The 17,055-nt window shown below is 71.9% G+C and carries 12 protein-coding genes and 1 pseudogene; 6 read left to right on the top strand and 7 right to left on the bottom strand.

Going from position 1 to position 17,055, the window contains the following annotated elements; all coding sequences use genetic code 11:
• Positions 1–228: 228 nt before the first annotated feature.
• The 4 genes from ABZ371_RS07575 (at position 229) to ABZ371_RS07560 (ending at position 3,944) form a co-directional block, all read left to right on the top strand.
• On the top strand, positions 229–621 hold the full coding sequence (locus ABZ371_RS07575) for a helix-turn-helix transcriptional regulator (RefSeq protein WP_358674912.1): 393 nt from the start codon (positions 229–231) through the stop codon (positions 619–621).
• A gap of 491 nt (positions 622–1,112) precedes the next feature.
• Positions 1,113–1,928 carry a molybdate ABC transporter substrate-binding protein gene (gene modA, locus ABZ371_RS07570; protein WP_358674909.1) on the top strand — a complete coding sequence of 272 codons (816 nt, stop codon included), beginning with the start codon at positions 1,113–1,115 and terminating at the stop codon, positions 1,926–1,928.
• Positions 1,929–2,029: 101 nt separating this feature from the next.
• Positions 2,030–2,800 carry an ABC transporter permease gene (locus tag ABZ371_RS07565; protein ID WP_358674906.1) on the top strand — a complete coding sequence of 257 codons (771 nt, stop codon included), beginning with the start codon at positions 2,030–2,032 and terminating at the stop codon, positions 2,798–2,800.
• Positions 2,801–2,861: 61 nt separating this feature from the next.
• Entirely contained in the window at positions 2,862–3,944 is a 1,083-nt protein-coding gene (locus tag ABZ371_RS07560) for an ABC transporter ATP-binding protein (protein ID WP_358674903.1), read from the top strand.
• Between the two features lie 75 nt (positions 3,945–4,019).
• Here ABZ371_RS07560 and ABZ371_RS07555 read toward each other — a convergent pair whose 3' ends face one another.
• From ABZ371_RS07555 to ABZ371_RS07540, 4 genes are all read right to left on the bottom strand, one after another.
• Entirely contained in the window at positions 4,020–4,901 is an 882-nt protein-coding gene (locus ABZ371_RS07555; protein ID WP_358674900.1) for a sucrase ferredoxin, read from the bottom strand.
• 91 nt (positions 4,902–4,992) lie between these two features.
• Positions 4,993–6,201, bottom strand: a complete 1,209-nt coding sequence (locus ABZ371_RS07550) for a cupin domain-containing protein (RefSeq protein WP_358674898.1) — start codon at positions 6,199–6,201, stop codon at positions 4,993–4,995.
• Positions 6,198–6,335, bottom strand: coding sequence for a hypothetical protein (locus ABZ371_RS07545; RefSeq protein ID WP_358674895.1), 138 nt, complete (start codon positions 6,333–6,335; stop codon positions 6,198–6,200). The genes ABZ371_RS07550 and ABZ371_RS07545 overlap by 4 nt, the downstream gene beginning before the upstream one ends.
• 1,036 nt (positions 6,336–7,371) lie before the next feature.
• Positions 7,372–8,085 carry a TetR/AcrR family transcriptional regulator gene (locus ABZ371_RS07540; protein ID WP_358674892.1) on the bottom strand — a complete coding sequence of 238 codons (714 nt, stop codon included), beginning with the start codon at positions 8,083–8,085 and terminating at the stop codon, positions 7,372–7,374.
• Between the two features lie 79 nt (positions 8,086–8,164).
• On the opposite strand from ABZ371_RS07540, the gene ABZ371_RS07535 reads away from it, so the two are divergent.
• Positions 8,165–9,625, top strand: a complete 1,461-nt coding sequence (locus ABZ371_RS07535; RefSeq protein WP_358674889.1) for a DHA2 family efflux MFS transporter permease subunit — start codon at positions 8,165–8,167, stop codon at positions 9,623–9,625.
• 509 nt (positions 9,626–10,134) lie between these two features.
• Positions 10,135–11,337: an SGNH/GDSL hydrolase family protein gene (locus ABZ371_RS07530; RefSeq protein WP_358674886.1), complete on the top strand. Its 1,203-nt coding sequence runs from the start codon at positions 10,135–10,137 to the stop codon at positions 11,335–11,337.
• Between the two features lie 278 nt (positions 11,338–11,615).
• On the opposite strand, the gene ABZ371_RS07525 is transcribed toward ABZ371_RS07530, so the two are convergent.
• The 3 genes and pseudogenes from ABZ371_RS07525 to ABZ371_RS07515 all read right to left on the bottom strand — a co-directional run.
• Positions 11,616–13,028: a non-reducing end alpha-L-arabinofuranosidase family hydrolase gene (locus ABZ371_RS07525; protein WP_358674883.1), complete on the bottom strand. Its 1,413-nt coding sequence runs from the start codon at positions 13,026–13,028 to the stop codon at positions 11,616–11,618.
• Between the two features lie 875 nt (positions 13,029–13,903).
• Entirely contained in the window at positions 13,904–15,376 is a 1,473-nt protein-coding gene (locus ABZ371_RS07520) for a glycoside hydrolase family 43 protein (RefSeq protein ID WP_358674880.1), read from the bottom strand.
• A 1,267-nt stretch (positions 15,377–16,643) separates the two neighbouring features.
• Positions 16,644–16,772: pseudogene (locus ABZ371_RS07515) on the bottom strand (RNA polymerase sigma factor); the annotation flags it as partial.
• Between the last annotated feature and the right edge of the window lie 283 nt (positions 16,773–17,055).

Below are 17,055 nucleotides of genomic sequence, written 5' to 3'. Positions count from 1 at the left end.
GGGCGTCGAGCCGGGCCGTCGCTGCGTGTCCGCATCCGCTCCCCCTGCACGCTCCGTGCCGTGGACAGGCGACCATGCCGACCGACGAGGGCGTCGGACCGGGTGCCGAGGAGTGTCTCCCGGAACCCCGGGGCGGGACGGCCGAGTCGTACCCGAGCCCGGCATGTGCGACCCCGTCGACGGGAGCACTGCTTGTACCTGCGATGTTCCGGACCTAAGTTGACACGCATGCAGCTCTACACGATCGGCCAGGCGGCACGACTTCTGGGTGTGAGCCCCGACACGGCACGCCGGTGGGCGGACGCGGGGAGAGTCGCCACCCGTCGCGACGAGAGCGGACGCCGGCTCGTCGACGGCAGGGACCTGGCCGCCTTCTCGGTCGAGATCGCCGGGACCGCGGAAGCGGGCGAGGCCGCCTACACCTCCGCGCGCAACGCGTTCCCGGGCATCGTCACCGCCGTGAAACTCGGCGATGTCGCTGCCCAGGTGGAGATCCAGGCGGGGCCTCACCGGCTGGTGTCACTGCTGACCCGCGAGGCCGTGGAGGAGCTGTCGCTGGAGGTCGGCATGGAGGCCACCGCCCGCGTGAAGTCGACCAACGTCCACATCGATCGCGCCTGAACCGCCATGTCCACCGCGCGTGAAACCCGGACGCCGTCCGCCTGACAGGGCCTCGGCGGCTGCCGCCTGCCATCGCCCTCCCCCGCGCACACGACGGCCGTGCCGCGGACGGCCGCGCGGATCACAGTGAGCGGAAGGACGGCCTGTCCGGCATCCGGGCCGGTCCTCGCGGGTGAGCGCACCCGGTGAGGCGGCCCGGGCCCTCCGCCGTCCGGCAGTCCGCGCCGCCGTCAGCAGATCCGTGTGAACGTACATGCACACCTGATCCGCGTCGGACCCGGCTCATGCGATACCACAAGTGACTTCCACTTGGCATCTGCGCCAGTATGATCGGCACGTGCCCGTCCTTACCCGGTCGGGGCGGCGCTCGCCCTGGTGGTGCGGCACCCCGCGGCCTCCCGGCGGACGTGGCTGCCCCACCTGCCCCACCTGCCAGACCTGCCGCAGAGACTCGTGGACGGCTCTCCTGAGGCGTCGGAGGGAGTGGACCCGTGACAACCCGTACCGCCGACCGGATTCTCCGGACTGCCGGCGCAGCCGCAACCGCGCTCCTGGCGCTGAGCGCCTGCTCCTCCGGGGGCCCTTCCTCCGCGTCGGGCTCATCGGCAGCCGGCCACACGTCGGGGAAGCTCTCCGGCACGGTGACCGTCTTCGCGGCAGCTTCGCTCAAGGAGAGCTTCACGACACTCGGCGAGGACTTCGAGAGCGCCCACCCGGGCACGAGGGTCACCTTCAGCTTCGGTGGCAGTGACACCCTGGCCGCCGGCATCGCCGGTGGGGCCCCGGCCGACGTCTTCGCCGCCGCCAGCCCCGGGACGATGGCCGTCGTCCGGGACGCGGGGAGCGTGTCGGGCACGCCCGTCACCTTCGTACGCAACCAGTTGGAGATCGCCACCCTGCCCGGCAACCCCGACGGCATCGCCTCCCTCAGGGACCTGACGGAGTCCGGCCTCAAGGTCGTGCTCTGCGACACGTCGGTACCCTGCGGCGCCGCGGCACGGAAGGCCCTCGACGCCGCGGAACTGGAACTCACCCCCGTGTCCTACGAACAGGACGTGAAGAGCGCCCTGACGAAGGTGGAGCTGAAGGAGGCCGACGCGTCCCTCGTCTACAGGACCGACGTGAGGACCGCCGGTGACAAGGTGGAGGGCGTGGAATTCCCCGAGTCGGCCGACGCCGTCAACGACTACCCGATCGCCCTCCTGAAGGACGCGCCGAACGCCGAGGCCGCCCAGGGCTTCATCGCTCTCGTACGGTCCGCCGCGGGGCAGAAGGTCCTGACCGGCGACGGGTTCCTCGAGCCGTGAGCGGGTCGGGCAAGGCCGGTGCGGTCGCCCGGGCCGCCGCGGGTGACGTCGCCCCCGGCGGCCCCCGGCGGCGACGGGTCCGGTCGGGTGGGCGGAGCGGGGTGCCTCTGCCACTTCTGCTGCCCGCGGTCGTCGGCCTCGTGTTCCTGCTGCTGCCGCTGGCCGCCCTCCTCGTACGGGCCCCCTGGAGCAGCCTCCCGGAACAGCTGACCAGCACGGAGGTGTGGGATGCCCTCCGGCTGTCCCTGGTCTGCGCGACCGCGGCGACGGCTGTCAGCCTCGTTCTCGGCGTGCCTCTGGCCTGGCTGCTGGCACGCGCCGACTTTCCCGGACGAGGTCTGGTACGGGCCTTGGTGACCCTTCCGCTGGTCCTGCCGCCGGTGGTGGGCGGTGTGGCGCTGCTGCTCTCGCTGGGCCGGAACGGCGTCGTCGGGCAGTGGCTGGACGCCTGGTTCGGAGTGACGCTGCCGTTCAGCACGGCGGGGGTCGTGATCGCGGAGGCGTTCGTCGCCATGCCGTTCCTCGTCATCAGCGTGGAGGGCACGTTGCGCGCCGCCGATCCGCGTTTCGAGGAGGCGGCGATGACCCTGGGGGCCTCCCGCTTCACCGCGTTCCGCCGGGTCACCCTGCCCCTGATCATGCCCGGCATCGCCGCGGGCGCCGTCCTGGCGTGGGCCCGCGCACTGGGTGAGTTCGGCGCGACGATCACCTTCGCGGGCAACTTCCCGGGCCGTACCCAGACCATGCCGCTGGCCGTCTACCTCGCCCTGCAGAACGACCCGGCCGCCGCCGTGGCGCTGAGTCTCGTGCTGCTCGCCGTGTCCATCGCGGTCCTCGCGGGCCTGCGGGACCGGTGGATGACGGTCTCGTGACCCCCTCCGTCCCGCCCAGCACGGTCCCCGCCGGACCGTCCGATCACTGGATGGCCGACTGATGACCCACAGTGCCCGGGAAGCCGGCACCGGTTCCGCCCCGGGGGCCGGCGTGGACGCCCACCTCGTCGTGGACCGCGGCGACTTCCGCCTGGATGTGGCGTTGACCGTCGCTCCGGGTGAGGTCGTCGCCCTGCTCGGGCCCAACGGGGCGGGCAAGACCACGGCCCTGCGGGCTCTCGCCGGGCTCACCCCGCTGACCGGGGGCCACCTGCGCCTCGACGGTGCCACGTTGGACGGTACGCCGCCCGAAGCACGCCCGGTCGGTGTCGTCTTCCAGGACTACCTGCTCTTCCCCCACCTGAGCGCCCTGGACAACGTCGCCTTCGGCCCCCGCTGCCAGGGCGCCTCCAAAACCGAGGCGCGCACGCAGGCCGCCCGGTGGCTCGACCGGATGGGCCTCGCGGAACACGCTGGCGCCAGGCCGCGCCGCCTCTCGGGTGGGCAGGCCCAACGTGTCGCCCTCGCCCGCGCGTTGGCGACACACCCCCGGCTGCTGCTCCTCGACGAACCGCTCGCCGCACTCGACGCCCGCACGCGCCTGGAGGTACGCAGCCGGCTCCGCCGCCACCTGGCCGACTTCGAGGCGGTGGCCGTGCTGGTCACGCACGACCCGCTGGACGCCATGGTGCTGGCCGACCGGCTCGTCGTCATCGAGCACGGCAGGATCGTCCAGGAGGGCCTGCCCTCGGACATCGCCCGCCGTCCGCGCACCGACTACATCGCCCAACTGGTCGGCCTGAACCTCTACCGGGGGGAGGCCGACGGGCACACCGTGCGGCTGGAAGGGGGGCCGGTGATCACGACCACGGAGGAGCTGACCGGGTCCGCGTTCGTCGCCTTCCCCCCGGGCGCCGTCACCTTGTACAGCGACCGGCCCACCGGAACCAGCGCCCGCAACCTCTGGCACTGTGAGGTCGCGGGGCTGGAGACGCACGGCGACCGGATCCGCGCCGCCCTCACCGGTGGGCTCCCGCTCGTCGCCGATCTGACGGCCGTGGCGGCCGCCGAACTCGACCTCCATCCGGGCGCACCGGTCTGGGCCGCCGTCAAAGCGACACAGACACACGCGTACCCGGCCTGAGACGGCGCGCCTTCCCGGGCCCCAGGTGCCGACGGCTGCGTCCGGGCCGGTCGCAGCCGTCGGCACACCGACCGGTCAATCCGTCCGCGGGCCCCCCGCTTCCGGCGGGTTCGCCGTGCGCGCGGAGCGTACCGAGACGACCTCGTGGACGACGGCGGAACTCATCGCCCTCCCTCGGCAGGTCAGTTGGTGCGGCGGCGCGCGGAAGGCCCGCACACCGACCTCGAGGTCCGTCGCACGCGGCGGCCGGCCGGTGACACGGATGCGCCAGTGGTCACCGTCACGGGTGGTCCCGGCGATCGCGTAGTCATGGCGGCCTGCGGGGCCGAAGCGTGCGAGGACGGCTGCGACGGCGGTCTGCTGGGGCGGGAAGAGATCCGTGTATCCGCGGAGGTGCTCCGCGTGGACGCGGCCGGCCAGGTGTTCCTCGACCGCTGCCACGGAGGACGACGCGTCGAGCCCGCCGTAGTAGACACCGTCCGGTACGACGACGACGTTGGCGGCGAACCTGTCACCCCCCACGTGCGTGCACTCCCACACCAGGCTCGGCCACCGCTCACTCAGCGCACGCCCCACGGGCCGCCCGCGCACGGCGCAACAGGTGTCGTGCTGACCGTGGGCGCAGACCAGGACGACGGGCGGCCGGCCGAGCTCGCCCGGTGCTCCGAGGGCGTCGACGATCTGCGCCAGGTCCTCGTCCCGGCTCCACGTGCCCCATTGCTGCCGGTAGGCGCCGGAGTCCTCGTAGCGCAGTACGGCCCAGCGTCCGGGACCGCCGGGTGTGCGGCGCCCGTGCCTTCTGACCAGCAGCACCCGGGCCCGTGCCTGGCGGGCGGCCGAGAAGAGGAGCGCCTTGGTCCGGGGTTCGAGATCCAGACCGTCGAAGCCGTCGGGCGGCCAGCCACCCCGGTACTCGACGAGTACCCAGACGCGGCCGTGCGGCGCCGTCCCCACCATCGGGTCTCTCCGCACCCGGGCTTCGTCGGCGCAGAGGAATCGACCCGTCGGGGGTTTTCTCCGGGGCTCCTTCGCGGTCATCGCGGGGACGTCACCGTTCGCCGGGCACCAGCACGCCCGCACGCAGGAGTCGCGCGGCGAGTGCCGTGCCGACGTCGCCGGCGGTGCGGACCTCACCGTCGAGCAGGCGGACCACGGAGGGCAGGTCGGCGTCCGTGAAGTCGAGCCGGCCCACGCGCGTCGTCAGGCGCACACCGTCCAGCCGGGCCTCCAGCGCCTCGCGCAGCCGCACCGGCGAATCCTGGCAGAGACCGTCCAAGGCGGCGAGCTGGGCCAGAGGCCCCATCGGGGCCGGGCGGCCCTGTCCTCGCCGCGCACGGTGGAGCATCGGCGCCGGATCGGCCTCCGCGACGGCGGCGACCAGGCGTTCACGGACGATGTCGACCTCCCCGGCCGGAACGTCCGCGCCCAGCGGCAGACCGGCGCGCATCCGAGGGTCGTCCTTCAGCGACGCGAGGGCGGACTGCACCAGTTGTTCGGCCAACGCGTAGCGGGTCCAGGTATGGACCCCGAGCGTCAGGTGGATCGAGACCTCTCCCTGGGCCCGGGCCGCGTGCAGCCAGCCCCGTGGCAGGTAGAGCACGTCACCCGGTTCCAGGAGGGTGTCGATGTGGGCCTCGCTCGCCGCGGCCTCCGCGACGGCCGAGCGGTGGTCGGTCCAGGGCTGGTCGCGCAGCGGGTCCAGGTGGACCGGTTCGTGAACGGTCCAGCGCTTGGTGCCTTGGATCTGGAGGACGAAGACGTCGTGGACGTCGTAGTGGTCGTCGAATCCGCGGTTCTGCGGCGGGGTGACGTAGGCGTTGGCCTGCACCGGGTGCCCCAGCTCCGCGCTCAGCGCCGTGGCGAGGTCGGAGACGGGCGCCCAGGTGCGCTGCAGAGCCTGCAGGACGAGGGTGGCACCGTCCGCGAACGCGCGCCACAAGGCGGTGTCGTCGAGTTGGTCGGAGATCGTGGCGCCCACGCCGGCGGGCGAGGTGAACGACAGCTCGGGGAGGGCGGAGCCGTTCTTCGCGACACGGAGGAAGGGCGTACGCAGCCCGCGGCGCGCGATCAACTCGTCCACGGCACCGGCGGAGAACAGGTCGGAGAAGTCGCTGACGCCCCGTGTGAGCAGGGCTGTCCGCGCCCAGACGTCACGGGCGAACGCCTCCCGGCCCATGCGGACCAGGCGCGTCTCCAGGACCCCTGCGCCCGTGGTGCGGACGCCGAGGTCCTGGAGTTCTGTCCGGGTGGTACTCAAGGGCGGCTGCCGGACTCGTCGGCACCCCCGTCGGCGCCACCGTCCGCACCGCCGTCGTGCACCCCGGGCGTACCGGCCGCGCCACCGTCCGCCGGACCTTCGTGCTGGTCTGCGTTCTGCTCGGGATCGGCCATGGTTCCTCCTGAGAAGAGAAAAGAGCGGATGCACCGGGGCCGCCGGATCGGCGCCCGGTCGCCGACAGGGCGATGCCGCTGTGGGGACCACCCCGAATCAGCTTACTGCCGTGGGAAGAAAGCCTCGATTCGGGCGGGCGAATGCGCTGCATGAGCTTCATCCGGTGCGCATGACTACGCATCCAGGCCCTCCCCACGAACGGTGGAGCGCAAATCCGTCTGTCACTCGGGGCGCGTGTCCGAGGCCGTTGCTCTTTCGTCCTGCAAGCAATTCTCCGGGCGAACGGGCATGGGACGCAGTGGTCCTCGTCCGGCCGCACGGAGCTACCGGTGGATGTGGGAATTCCGTCGCACATGTCCAGCCGGTGCCCGGGGACCCTGACGGTGTGCCTCAGCGCCCTCACAGGCCCCGTCCGGGCGCCGGCACCGCGAACGCGTGAGAGACCCCCGCCCCGAAAGCGCTCGGACCACACCGCGGCGATCCCCCGCACGGGGGATGAAACCCACATGAGTGATCGAAAACAGCATCACGGCCCGCCCGCCCCCGACCGCGCACGGGCATTCCGGCTATTCGCAATCACGTTCAGAGTTTTTGCCCTCAGGGGACGTGTGCGAGATCGCGGCGCTGAGGCTGGCCGACAATGCGACGCGTCCACGATTCGAGCAGGATCGCTGGGCGACTTCTTGGTGCTCCCTCGGCCGGCCGCCCCACGAAGCCCGGCTCACCCACCGTCGCGGAACCCGCATGAACTGATCAGCCGCGAAGCCCGGCCGGGCAACCGGGCGCCGCCCGCCCGTTCCACGCCGGCCGGGCGGGCCGTTCGTGAGCGGACAGGCGCGCGGACGGGCATCGACTCAGCCGGAACACGGGAGTGTGCGCGCCCGCCGCGTGAGGTGCGCGTGCCCTACGGACCTGGAGGGGGCACCGGCCCGGCTGGAGCGCTCGGTGCCGCAGGCCGAGTACCCGCCGGGCGACCACGTGTCGCGGTGGAGGGCGGGAGCCCGCTGCTGCTCTTCCGCGGTGCGTACGGGCGGCTCAGCCACTGACCTCACCGGGGCCGTCCGCCGGCTCCGCCGCTCCCGCCCGGGCCGCCGCCGCGTCCGTCCCGAACGCACGCAGGAAGGTGTCGACGCCGGCCGTGACGATCTTCGCGACGTCCGCCGGGTCGAGGGGCCGGGTGCCCAGGGCGCTCATCCCGGGCACCCCCTCGTACACCAGAGCGATGAACTGGTTGGCCGCCCTGACCGGGTCCTCGACCCGTAGGTGGCCCGCGTTGGCCAGGCGGGCGAGCCGCCCCGCGAGCGCTTCGGTGAACTGGTCGGGTCCGCTGGCCCGCACCGCGTCGAAGAGGTCCGGGAAGCGTACGGCCTCCGCGTACAGCAGCCGGCGCACGGATTCGGACTGCTCGTCGCAGTAGCAGTCGACGAGCTTGGCGGCGACGTCCTCGAGGCCGGGGCGCAGCTCGTCCGGGTCGGTCGGGAAGGCGGTGAGGACGTCGAGGCTCTTCGCGTTGGCCCGTGCGGCGGTCTCCGTCATGACGTGGCGGAAGAGCTTCTCCTTCGACCCCAGGTGGTTGTAGATCGTCGGCTTGGACACCCCGGCCTCGGCGGCGATCACGTCCAGGCTCGCCTGCGCGTAACCGACCTGCGCGAAGACCCGCAGGGCGGCCTCCACGATCGCCCGGCGCTTGTCCAGCCGCCCTCGGCCCACCGGCCCCCCGGTCGTCTGTTCGTTCTCGCCGACGCTCATGCGGCCATGCTACCGTGCCAGCCACCGAATTTAACTACCCAGTAAAGTTTACTGGGTTGAGCGGTTAAAAGGAGTTGCCGTGTCCGTAACAAAGGCCGCGGGAAGCGGGCCCGCCCGGCTCGATACCGGTCTTCTCACGCTCGTCGGCGTCATGGTGCTCGGCGGGATGATGTCCTACCTGGACGCGACGATCGTCAACGTCGGGATCAGCACGCTGGGCGGCGAGTTCCATGCGACGCTGACCACCGTCGAGTGGGTCACCACCGGCTACCTGCTGGCGGTCGCCCTGGCGATTCCGCTGGCCGGCTGGGCCGTGGTCCGCTTCGGCGCCAAGCGCATGTGGCTGCTGGGCCTCTCGGTCTTCCTGATCGGCTCGATGCTCTGCGCCTTCGCCTGGAACACGGAGAGCCTGATCGCCTTCCGCGTCGTCCAGGGCTTCGGCGGCGGCATGGTCGACCCGATCATGATGACCGTCGTGGCCGGGGCCGCCGGACCCGCCAGAATCGGCCGCGTCATGGGCCTGGTCTCCGTCCCCATCACGCTCGGTCCGGTGGTCGGCCCCGTCATCGGCGGACTGCTGCTGGACAACTTCGCCTGGGAGTGGATGTTCCTCGTCAACATCCCCTTCGCACTCGCCGCGATCGTGCTGGCGGTCCGGGTGCTGCCCGCCGATCCGCCGCCGAGCGGGGATCCCGTCCCGTTCGACGCCCTGGGGGTGGCCCTGCTCTCCCCCGGTTTCGCCGCGATCGTCTTCGCCCTCTCCCAGGCCGGCGGCGACGGCTTCGGCAGCGCCGAGGTGATCACCGGACTGGTCGTGGGCGTCCTCCTGTTCGCGGGGTACGCCGTGCACGCCCTGCGCCCCACCGTCACCCCCCTGCTCGATCTGCGGCTGTTCAGCAGCAAGGGCTTCAGTGCGAGCGTGACCACCATGTTCCTGCTCGGTGGCGGTCTCTTCTCGTTGCTCTTCCTGCTGCCGCTCTACTACCAGCAGGTCCACGCGCACAGCGTTCTCGCGTCCGGGCTGCTGCTCGCACCGCTGGGCCTCGGCACCCTGTCGGGCATGCCGATCGCGGGCAACCTCGCGGACAGGGTCGGCGCCCGTCGGCTGGTGCCCGCCGGAGCCCTGCTGATCGGGGCGGGCGCCCTGGTGTTCGCCGGCTCCGACTCCGGCACCTCGCAGGTCGCGCTCACCGCGGCGCAGTTCGCCGCCGGCTTCGGCATGGGCCTGGTGGGCGCGCCCACCATGGGCTCGGTCTACAGGACGGTGCCCGGCGAAGCGGTCGCGGGCGCCACCGGCGCGGTCTTCATCCTCAACCAGATCGGAGCCTCGCTGGGCATCGCGGTCGTGGCCCTCATCCTCCAGGGCGGTGGATCCCACGCGACCCCGACCGCGGAGTCCTTCGGCAACGCCTTCCGATGGCCGGTCGCCGCGGCCGTCGTGGTCTTCGCCGCGGGTCTGCTGCTGCCGGGCAGGCCCCGGCCCGAGCCGGCCGCGGACGAGGCCCCTGCCGAGCCGGAGCCGGCCACCGACCGCGCCTGAGCCGGGTCACCGGGCCCGCCCTGCGCCGCCGGGAGTCCCCGGGAGCGCGCAGCGTCCCATCGATCATGACTGACCGTCAGACATCGCAGGTCTGGGTGTGTGCTCCACACATAGAAGGTGCAGCAATCGGGGCAAAGATACGCGTGGCCACAAACGTCCATGCCTGCACACCGGTTGACATCCCATGTCTGCGTGACCGACCTTCGTTGATGGCCCTGTCTTCCTCCCTGCTCCTTCCACGTCCGGGATGTGACCGTGTCCACTCCGATCAGCGGATGCCGGCCCCGGAGCGGCGCGACCTTGCCGGACGGGACGGCCGTCGGTGCCGTGAGGGCGGCGCCGAGGACGTACGCGCCCGGCCCCGGGGGCCAGGACCGCGGGGCACCGAGCGGTGCAGCGGCGGCTCCGACCCGCCACGACATCCGGCAAGGCGTCGGCCGGGGCCGCGCGGCACCGAAGCGGCACACGCCACGGCGCACGGGCGACCACACCGACTGAAAGGGATACGCATGCAGAAGCACGGCACGCGGAGGGCGTTCAGCGCGTCGTGGCGCGGACGCGGAAGGCGGTCGGGGGCGGTCACCGCGGTGGCGGCCCTGATGACCGGGCTCCTGGGCGGACTCGGCGCCACCGGGGCCGCCCAGGCGGCCGCCACGCAGACGCACGCGCGGCACACGCCGGCCGACCGTCCGGGGCACCCGGGCCGCGCGACAGGGGCGCTCGGGCGGGCGCACACCCCGGGGCGGGTCAAGGACGCGGGAGACACCGTGCAGTTCAGCTGGCCCGGTGTGTACTTCGAAGGCCGCTTCCGGGGCACCGGCGTCGGCGTCGTGCTGAACGACTCGGCCGCCGACTACGACGTGCAGGTCGACGGGAGGACCGTCACCACACTGGTCATGCCCGGTGACACCACACACTGGATCGACGGACTGTCCGACCGCACGCACACGGTCCGGCTCGTCAAGCGCAACGACACCCCGTGGAGCACCAGTTCGTTCGGAGGTTTCCGGGCCGCGCCGGGCGGTGCCGTACTGAGCAGACCGGCCGCCCGCAACCGGCAGATCGAGTTCATCGGCGACTCCCTCACGGTGGGCTACGGCAACCTCTCTCCCTCCCGTGACTGCACCGCGGACGAGGTCGCGCGGACCACGAACTCCGACGTGAGCTACGGCGCGCTCACCGCCCGGCGGCTGAACGCCGACTACCAGATCAACGGCTACTCGGGCCTCGGTATGGTGCGCAACTACAACGGGGGCTCGCCGGACGTCACCTACCGGACGTTCTACGGCCGTGCCCTGCTCGCCGTATCCGGCGACGTGTGGCGGAATCCGGGCACCTGGCGCCCGCAGCTCGTGGTCGTCAACCTCGGCACCAACGACTTCTCGACCGCCGTCAACCCCGGTGAGCCGTGGACACCGGCAGGCCTGGCGACCGCCTATCGCAGCGCCTACGGCGAATTCCTCCAGAAGCTGCGGACGCGCTACGGGAGCCGTACGACCATCGTGGCCGTCGGCACCGGCCAGTTCGCCGATCACGTCCAGCAGGTGGTCCGGGCGCGCGAGGACGCCGGGGACGACAGCGTCCGCTACTGGGGCCTGGACACCACGGACCTCGATCTCCTCGGCTGCCACTGGCACTATTCGGCGCGCGACGACCGCATCATCTCCGACCGTCTCACCTCGTTCGTCTCCGGCCTTCCCCTGCGCTGGTGAGGGGATCGGCGCCGGCCCCGCGTCCCGCCATCGGCAGCGGCGCCATGACGTCAGCCCGGGTAGCCGGGAGTGCCCACCGTCCGACCACACGCGCGGCGCGGGCGGCAGACGTGGTCACGGCCCTCCTCCCGGACGCCACCGGGGAACCCCCGGCCGACACGCGGCCGGGGGTCCCCCGGTGGACGAACGCCGATCGGCCGATGCGGCCACCGCACCGTGAACCGTTCGTCCACGTGCGGGCGGACCGTACCGCCTCGCGGCCACCTCGGACCAGGCGGTCAGCGCTGAAGGGTGAGCACGCCGGGCCGCCAAGGCAGCTGGTCGTAACTACCGCCCGCGCCCGGTGCCTTGCCCTGGTAGAGGAACTGCATGTTGCACGGGTCGATGGTCATGGTCTGGTCGGGGTTGCCACGCACCAGGTCGCCGTGGCTGATGTCGTTGGTCCACGTGGCACCGCTGTTGGCCTTGCCCGCGAAGGGGTTGCTCTCGCTGGCGGCCTGCGGGGTCCACGTACCGTTCAGGCTGGAGGCCGTGAAGGAACGGAAGTAGCGTCCGTTCGCACCCATCGCCTCGACGATCATGAGGTACTGGTTCTGGCCCTGCACCTTGTAGACCTGCACGCCCTCGAACAGGTTGTTCGTCGTGTCGCTCATGATCGTCGTGTATGACGAACCGAAGCTGCCGGGGAAGTTCCCGATCGGCATGCTCGCCCGGTAGATCTTGCCGTTGTCACCGGCGAAGAACAGGTACATGTTCTGCCCGTCGCCGATGAGGGTCTGGTCGATCGGTCCGGTGCCGGAGCCGGAGATGCTTCCGGAGAACAGCGGTTGCGGCGCGGACCAGCCGTTGGCGTTGGTGGGGTCGCTCGACGTGCGGTAGACGAAGGCCGTCGCGCCCCACTGGTAGGCGAGCACCCAGATGTTCTTGGGCGCGAAGTAGAACAGCGTCGGCGCCACCGCGGCCTGGCTCATCCCGTTCTGGCCGGCCGAAGCCATGTCGGACCAGTTCGTGAAAGGACCGAACGCCATCGAGCCGTACGACGATCCCGACACGTTCGACGCGTAGACCAGGTGCTTGCCGTTGTACATCACGCTGGTGAAGTCCTTGAGCGCCACCCATCCGTGGGCCGGCTGCGCCAGCACGCCCGTGGACGTCCACCGGTACGTCGACGGGAGAGAGCACGTGCCACCGGCGGTCAGGCCGCTCCACTTCTGGCTACCGGCACCGTCGCACCCGCGGATCTCAACCGCCGTCCCGTTCGCCGTACCGGAACCCACGACGCTCAGGCACAGCCCGGACTCCACACCGGTGATCGTGCCGTCGGCGTTGACCCGCCACTGCTGGTTCGCACCACCGGAGCAGGTCCAGATCTGCACCCGGGTGCCGGCCGTGGTGGCATGGCCGGGAACGTCCAGGCACTTGTTGCCGTATACGGTCAACTGGTTGGTGTCCGTCAACGTCCACTGCTGATTGGTCCCGTTCCAGCAGTCGTATATCTGCATGGCCGTTCCGTCCGTCTGGACGGCGCCCGGCACGTCCAGGCACCGCCCCGAACCGGCACCGCGCAAGGCGCCTGCGGTAGCCGCCTGGGCCGGGTTGGCGACGAGCATGGCCGCCAACGTGACCAGGGCGGCGACCGCGGCGGCGAGCATCACGGACACTTGCCTGCGGCTGAGACTTCCTCTGCGCATGGGGACCTTCCCAAAGCTGGAGTGAGCTGTTCCGGACGCCCCCGTCAGGGGCCGGCCGGACTGTCGATACTGTCGATGCGGTTCGTGCGCATCACGGCCGATCTCGCGCGGTTCCTGCGGGACCGCCCTGAAGGACGGTGGGGTACGCCGCCCGCGGCACGCCGCGCAAGCGCCTCCCACACGTGGACGCCGGCCGTCGTCTGCACCGGCCCGCCGCAGGCCTCGCAAGGCCGCCGACCGGGTCCCGGCCACGGCCCGGGCCGGTGCGCATGCGACCACCCGGGCGCCTAGTGACGTGCACATGACATACACATCCTCGGCGGGCTCCCTACGACTCCGGATCACGGGTGGACTTGACTCGTCAGCGCGCCACTTGCGAGTGGACCGAACCACTGCGCGTTCGACATTTCGAACAAGGTTCGGCGTACCGAGCAACTTGAATGATAGGGAACGGCGGACCGGCGTCAATACTTCTCGCAGCATTCGCCGGAAACGCCGAAACATGCGGTGGATTTGTGCCTCCGAACCGCAGCGCCTCACCTCTGAGGCATAGGTCAGGCGGCTGTCGCGGCCGCGGACGCGCCGGACGGCCGGTCGGCGTCATGACGGGCCCCGGGCAACCGTTACCGGCAGCCGGGGCCGGCCGCTGCGGGCGGCGGGCGGTGACCGGCGGGGAGAGACGTGCACGGTACGGGTCCGGGGTGGGGGTGCCACTCCGGACCCGGACACCCGACGCTGCCGCAGTGGCTCGCCGCAGCGATGTGGAGTCGATGCGACTCGGCCATGCCCCGTGCCCCCGTCGGTTCCGGGGTGCCGGCGGGGGTGGGTTACCCGCGGGACCCGCTTCCAGGCGGACACCGTCGGGAGGAGGCGGATCAGGCAGGCAGCGGCTCGTAGCCGAAGCGGTCGACGTGGATCGTGCCCCGGGCCGCGTACAGGCCGATGACCCGGCCGGTGAAACCGCCGGCCACCTCCGTCGAGAGGTAGCGGCCGTCGAGCGCCGCGAGGACGGTGAACGTCCCGTCCCGCTCCTCGATGCCGAAGGAGAGGACGTCAGGGCCGGTCCGGGAGTCGTGCGGCGGGGGCGGTGGCGTGATGCGCACGCCGAGGACCGTCGGCCCCGGGGAGACGGCCACGGTGGCCACGACGGCACGCACGGGGCCGACCCGCGAGATCACCCGCACCTGTGTGCCGTCCGTCTCGACGCCGTAGTGGTGCTGCTCGTCGAGGCGGACGGAGAGGCCTCCTACGCCCTGGGCGGCGTCGACGGACGCGGTGGCGCGGCAGGCCGGATGCTGCTGGCGGTGGCCGATGAAGACGGCGTCCGGGTCGTCCAGGGAGGTGCCTCGGGCACGCAAGGTCAGGAAGCCGGGTCGGTCCTCGGTGGTGCAGTGGTCGAAGGACCGGTCGCGTACGGAGATCCACGACGGGTGCAACTCCGCGAGGTCGAAGTCGTCGTGGAACGGTGCGTCGGCGGCGGTGCCGGTGGGCGAGACGATCTCGCCGACCACGGGCCAGCCGTCGTCGGTCCAGGTGACCGGTGCGAGGAACGTCTCACGGCCCATCACGTGCCAGCCCGGGGTACCGCCGTGCGGCCGGACGCCGAGGAAGACCATCCACCATGAGCCGTCCGCGGCCTGCACGAGATCCCCGTGCCCGGTGTTCTGCACGCTGTGGTCCGTGCCGCGATGGGTGAGGAGCGGGTTGTCCGGGCAGGGCTCGAAGGGACCGTTCGGACCGGGGCCGCGCGCGACGGAGACGCCGTGCCCGCGCTCGGTGCCGCCCTCGGCGATGAGCAGGTACCAGTGGTCACCGATGTGGTAGAGGTGCGGCGCTTCGGGGGCCTTGGCGCCCGGCGCCCCGGACCACAACCTGCGCTGCTCACCCAGCGTGCGCCCGGTCAGGGGGTCGATCGCGACCTGCCCGACCCCGGCGAACGTGCACCAGCAGGTGCCGTCCGCGTCCCAGGCGAGGTCCGGGTCGATGCCCGGGACGCCCGGCAGCCACACGGGGTCCGACCAGGGGCCGGCCGGGTCGGTGGTGGTGACCAGGAGATTGCCGGCGCCCTCGGCGCAGTTGGTGACGATCAGCCAGAAGCGTCCGTCGTGGTGGCGGAGCGTGGGAGCGTAGATCCCCCCGGAGGAGGGCATGGCGGCCGGCAGGCGCAGTTGCTCCGGCCGGTCCAGGACGTTGCCGATCTGCTTCCAGTGCAGCAGGTCGCGACTGTGGAAGAGCGGGATGCCGGGGAAGTACTCGAAGCTGGAGCAGGCGAGGTAGTAGTCGTCTCCCACGCGGCAGACGCTGGGATCGGGGTGGAAACCGGGGAGGACGGGTTGGACGGACACCATGGGCCTTTCGTCGGCGACGGGTGAGGGGTGATGGAGTGAGCGGTGACCGACGAACTCGTCGCTCCGGGCACCGGTCTGCCGGGCACCGTGGGAGAGCGGCGAGGTTCGGGGACTCCCTGACCTTGCCGCCGGACAGGTGAGGCGTCGGGTCGGCGAGTCGCGGTCCGGCACATCGGCCCACGTACGGGCTGTAGTTCCACCGCGAGGGCAGCTGGATCCGGTCGGGCAGGCGCTCGCCGCCGTCATGGCCGGTACGGGGGTGGCGTGGTTGTTCCCGTCCACCGGCTTCATCGTGAGTTGGGCGGCGAGGGTCTTGCCCACGGCTCCGTGGCACGAGTCGCCCGGCACCGGGAGCGCGGACACGGCGGGGTGCACCGCCGCGTCCGCGCCTCCCCTGTCCGGTACGCCCCGACAGGGTGGCCTTCGGGCCCGACCGGGTGCCGGCGCCGGTGCGCTGCCCGCCACCGCCTCCGCGGGCGGACACAGGGGCCGCCGCAGCAGATTCCGCGACCGACGCGGCTACGCCGACGATCCTCCTGCGCCTCAACTCTTGACTGATGGGGTAGCCCTTCGCATGCGGAGCGCAGTGGCGCGGAGCGCTCCGGTGTCGAAGCGCTTCACTGCGATGGGAAATTAACGAAAAGCTCCCATCGAAACAAGGGGTACGACCGAAGGGAAGTTTCCAGGGTCCGGGACGCCCGCCCCTCGCCGACCGGCGGTGTCAACGTCGTCGCGCTGCGGCGACATCGCCGGTCAGGTCATACATTAAGGATTCGCTCCGCGAGTTGCCCGCCCCCGTACGCCGCCGGTCAGCCCCGTGGCGGCGCTTCATCTCGCCGCCGTCGAAGCGCATCGACGAAGTGTTCGGCCGACCCGCACTCGACAAGCGACTCATGCCGCCGCCCTCGGTCGGCACCGGCCGGGCCCGCCCCTCGTCCGCACCTACCACGCGCCCACGCGGCGGGAAGGCCGCACCAGGACGGTGTGGCCTATGGCGACCACGGTGGCGGTCGCGGCTCCCTCTTCGCCCGTCCGGCTCCGGGGGCGGAAGCGCGGACCGACGCCCGAGCGGTGACCGCTGCGGCCGGGAACGCGACCGGCCACGGATCGTGGCTCACTGCGCGAGCGGCCGTCCGGGCGGAGCACGAACGGCGCCGGGGCGCGCAGCCGCCGCCCGGCAACACCGCGCCGGGATCAGGCCCCCGACGGCTTCCGGGCCGTCGGCTGCCCGGCAGCCGTCGATGCCGGCGGCTTCTCGCCGGCGGCATGACATGACCTCCTCGGCCGTCGGCCAATGGCCCGTCAGCCGGTAGGCGTGGTTGTAGACGGCCCGAGCGCACTCCTCGTACAGCGCGGCGAACGCGTCTCGGTCACCCGCCCTGATGCGTGCGCGCATGCGCTTGCGGTCTTCCTGTTCATCACATCTCACACACGTCCCTCTCCGGCCGGGCAGGGGGGTTCCTGTGACCCGCACCACACCACGGGGCTTCGCCGTCACCGGCCGCGGATCCACGGGCCGGCCGCGAGCCGCTTCCTCGGCGCCCCGGCTGTCCCGGCGGTCGGGTCGCCGTGCCGCGCGGACGCCTTGCCCAGCGGCGAGCCCGCGTACGCGCAAGTTCACCAGATGGTGTGGATCACCAGCTGTTCGGCTGTCCGGCCGGTGCTCCGCGCTGATGCTT

This window comes from Streptomyces sp. NPDC005899 (assembly GCF_040629645.1).
Classification (GTDB): domain Bacteria; phylum Actinomycetota; class Actinomycetes; order Streptomycetales; family Streptomycetaceae; genus Streptomyces.
The sequence above is the reverse complement of the archived record's forward strand: the minus strand, read 5'-3'. Positions and strand labels throughout refer to the sequence as shown.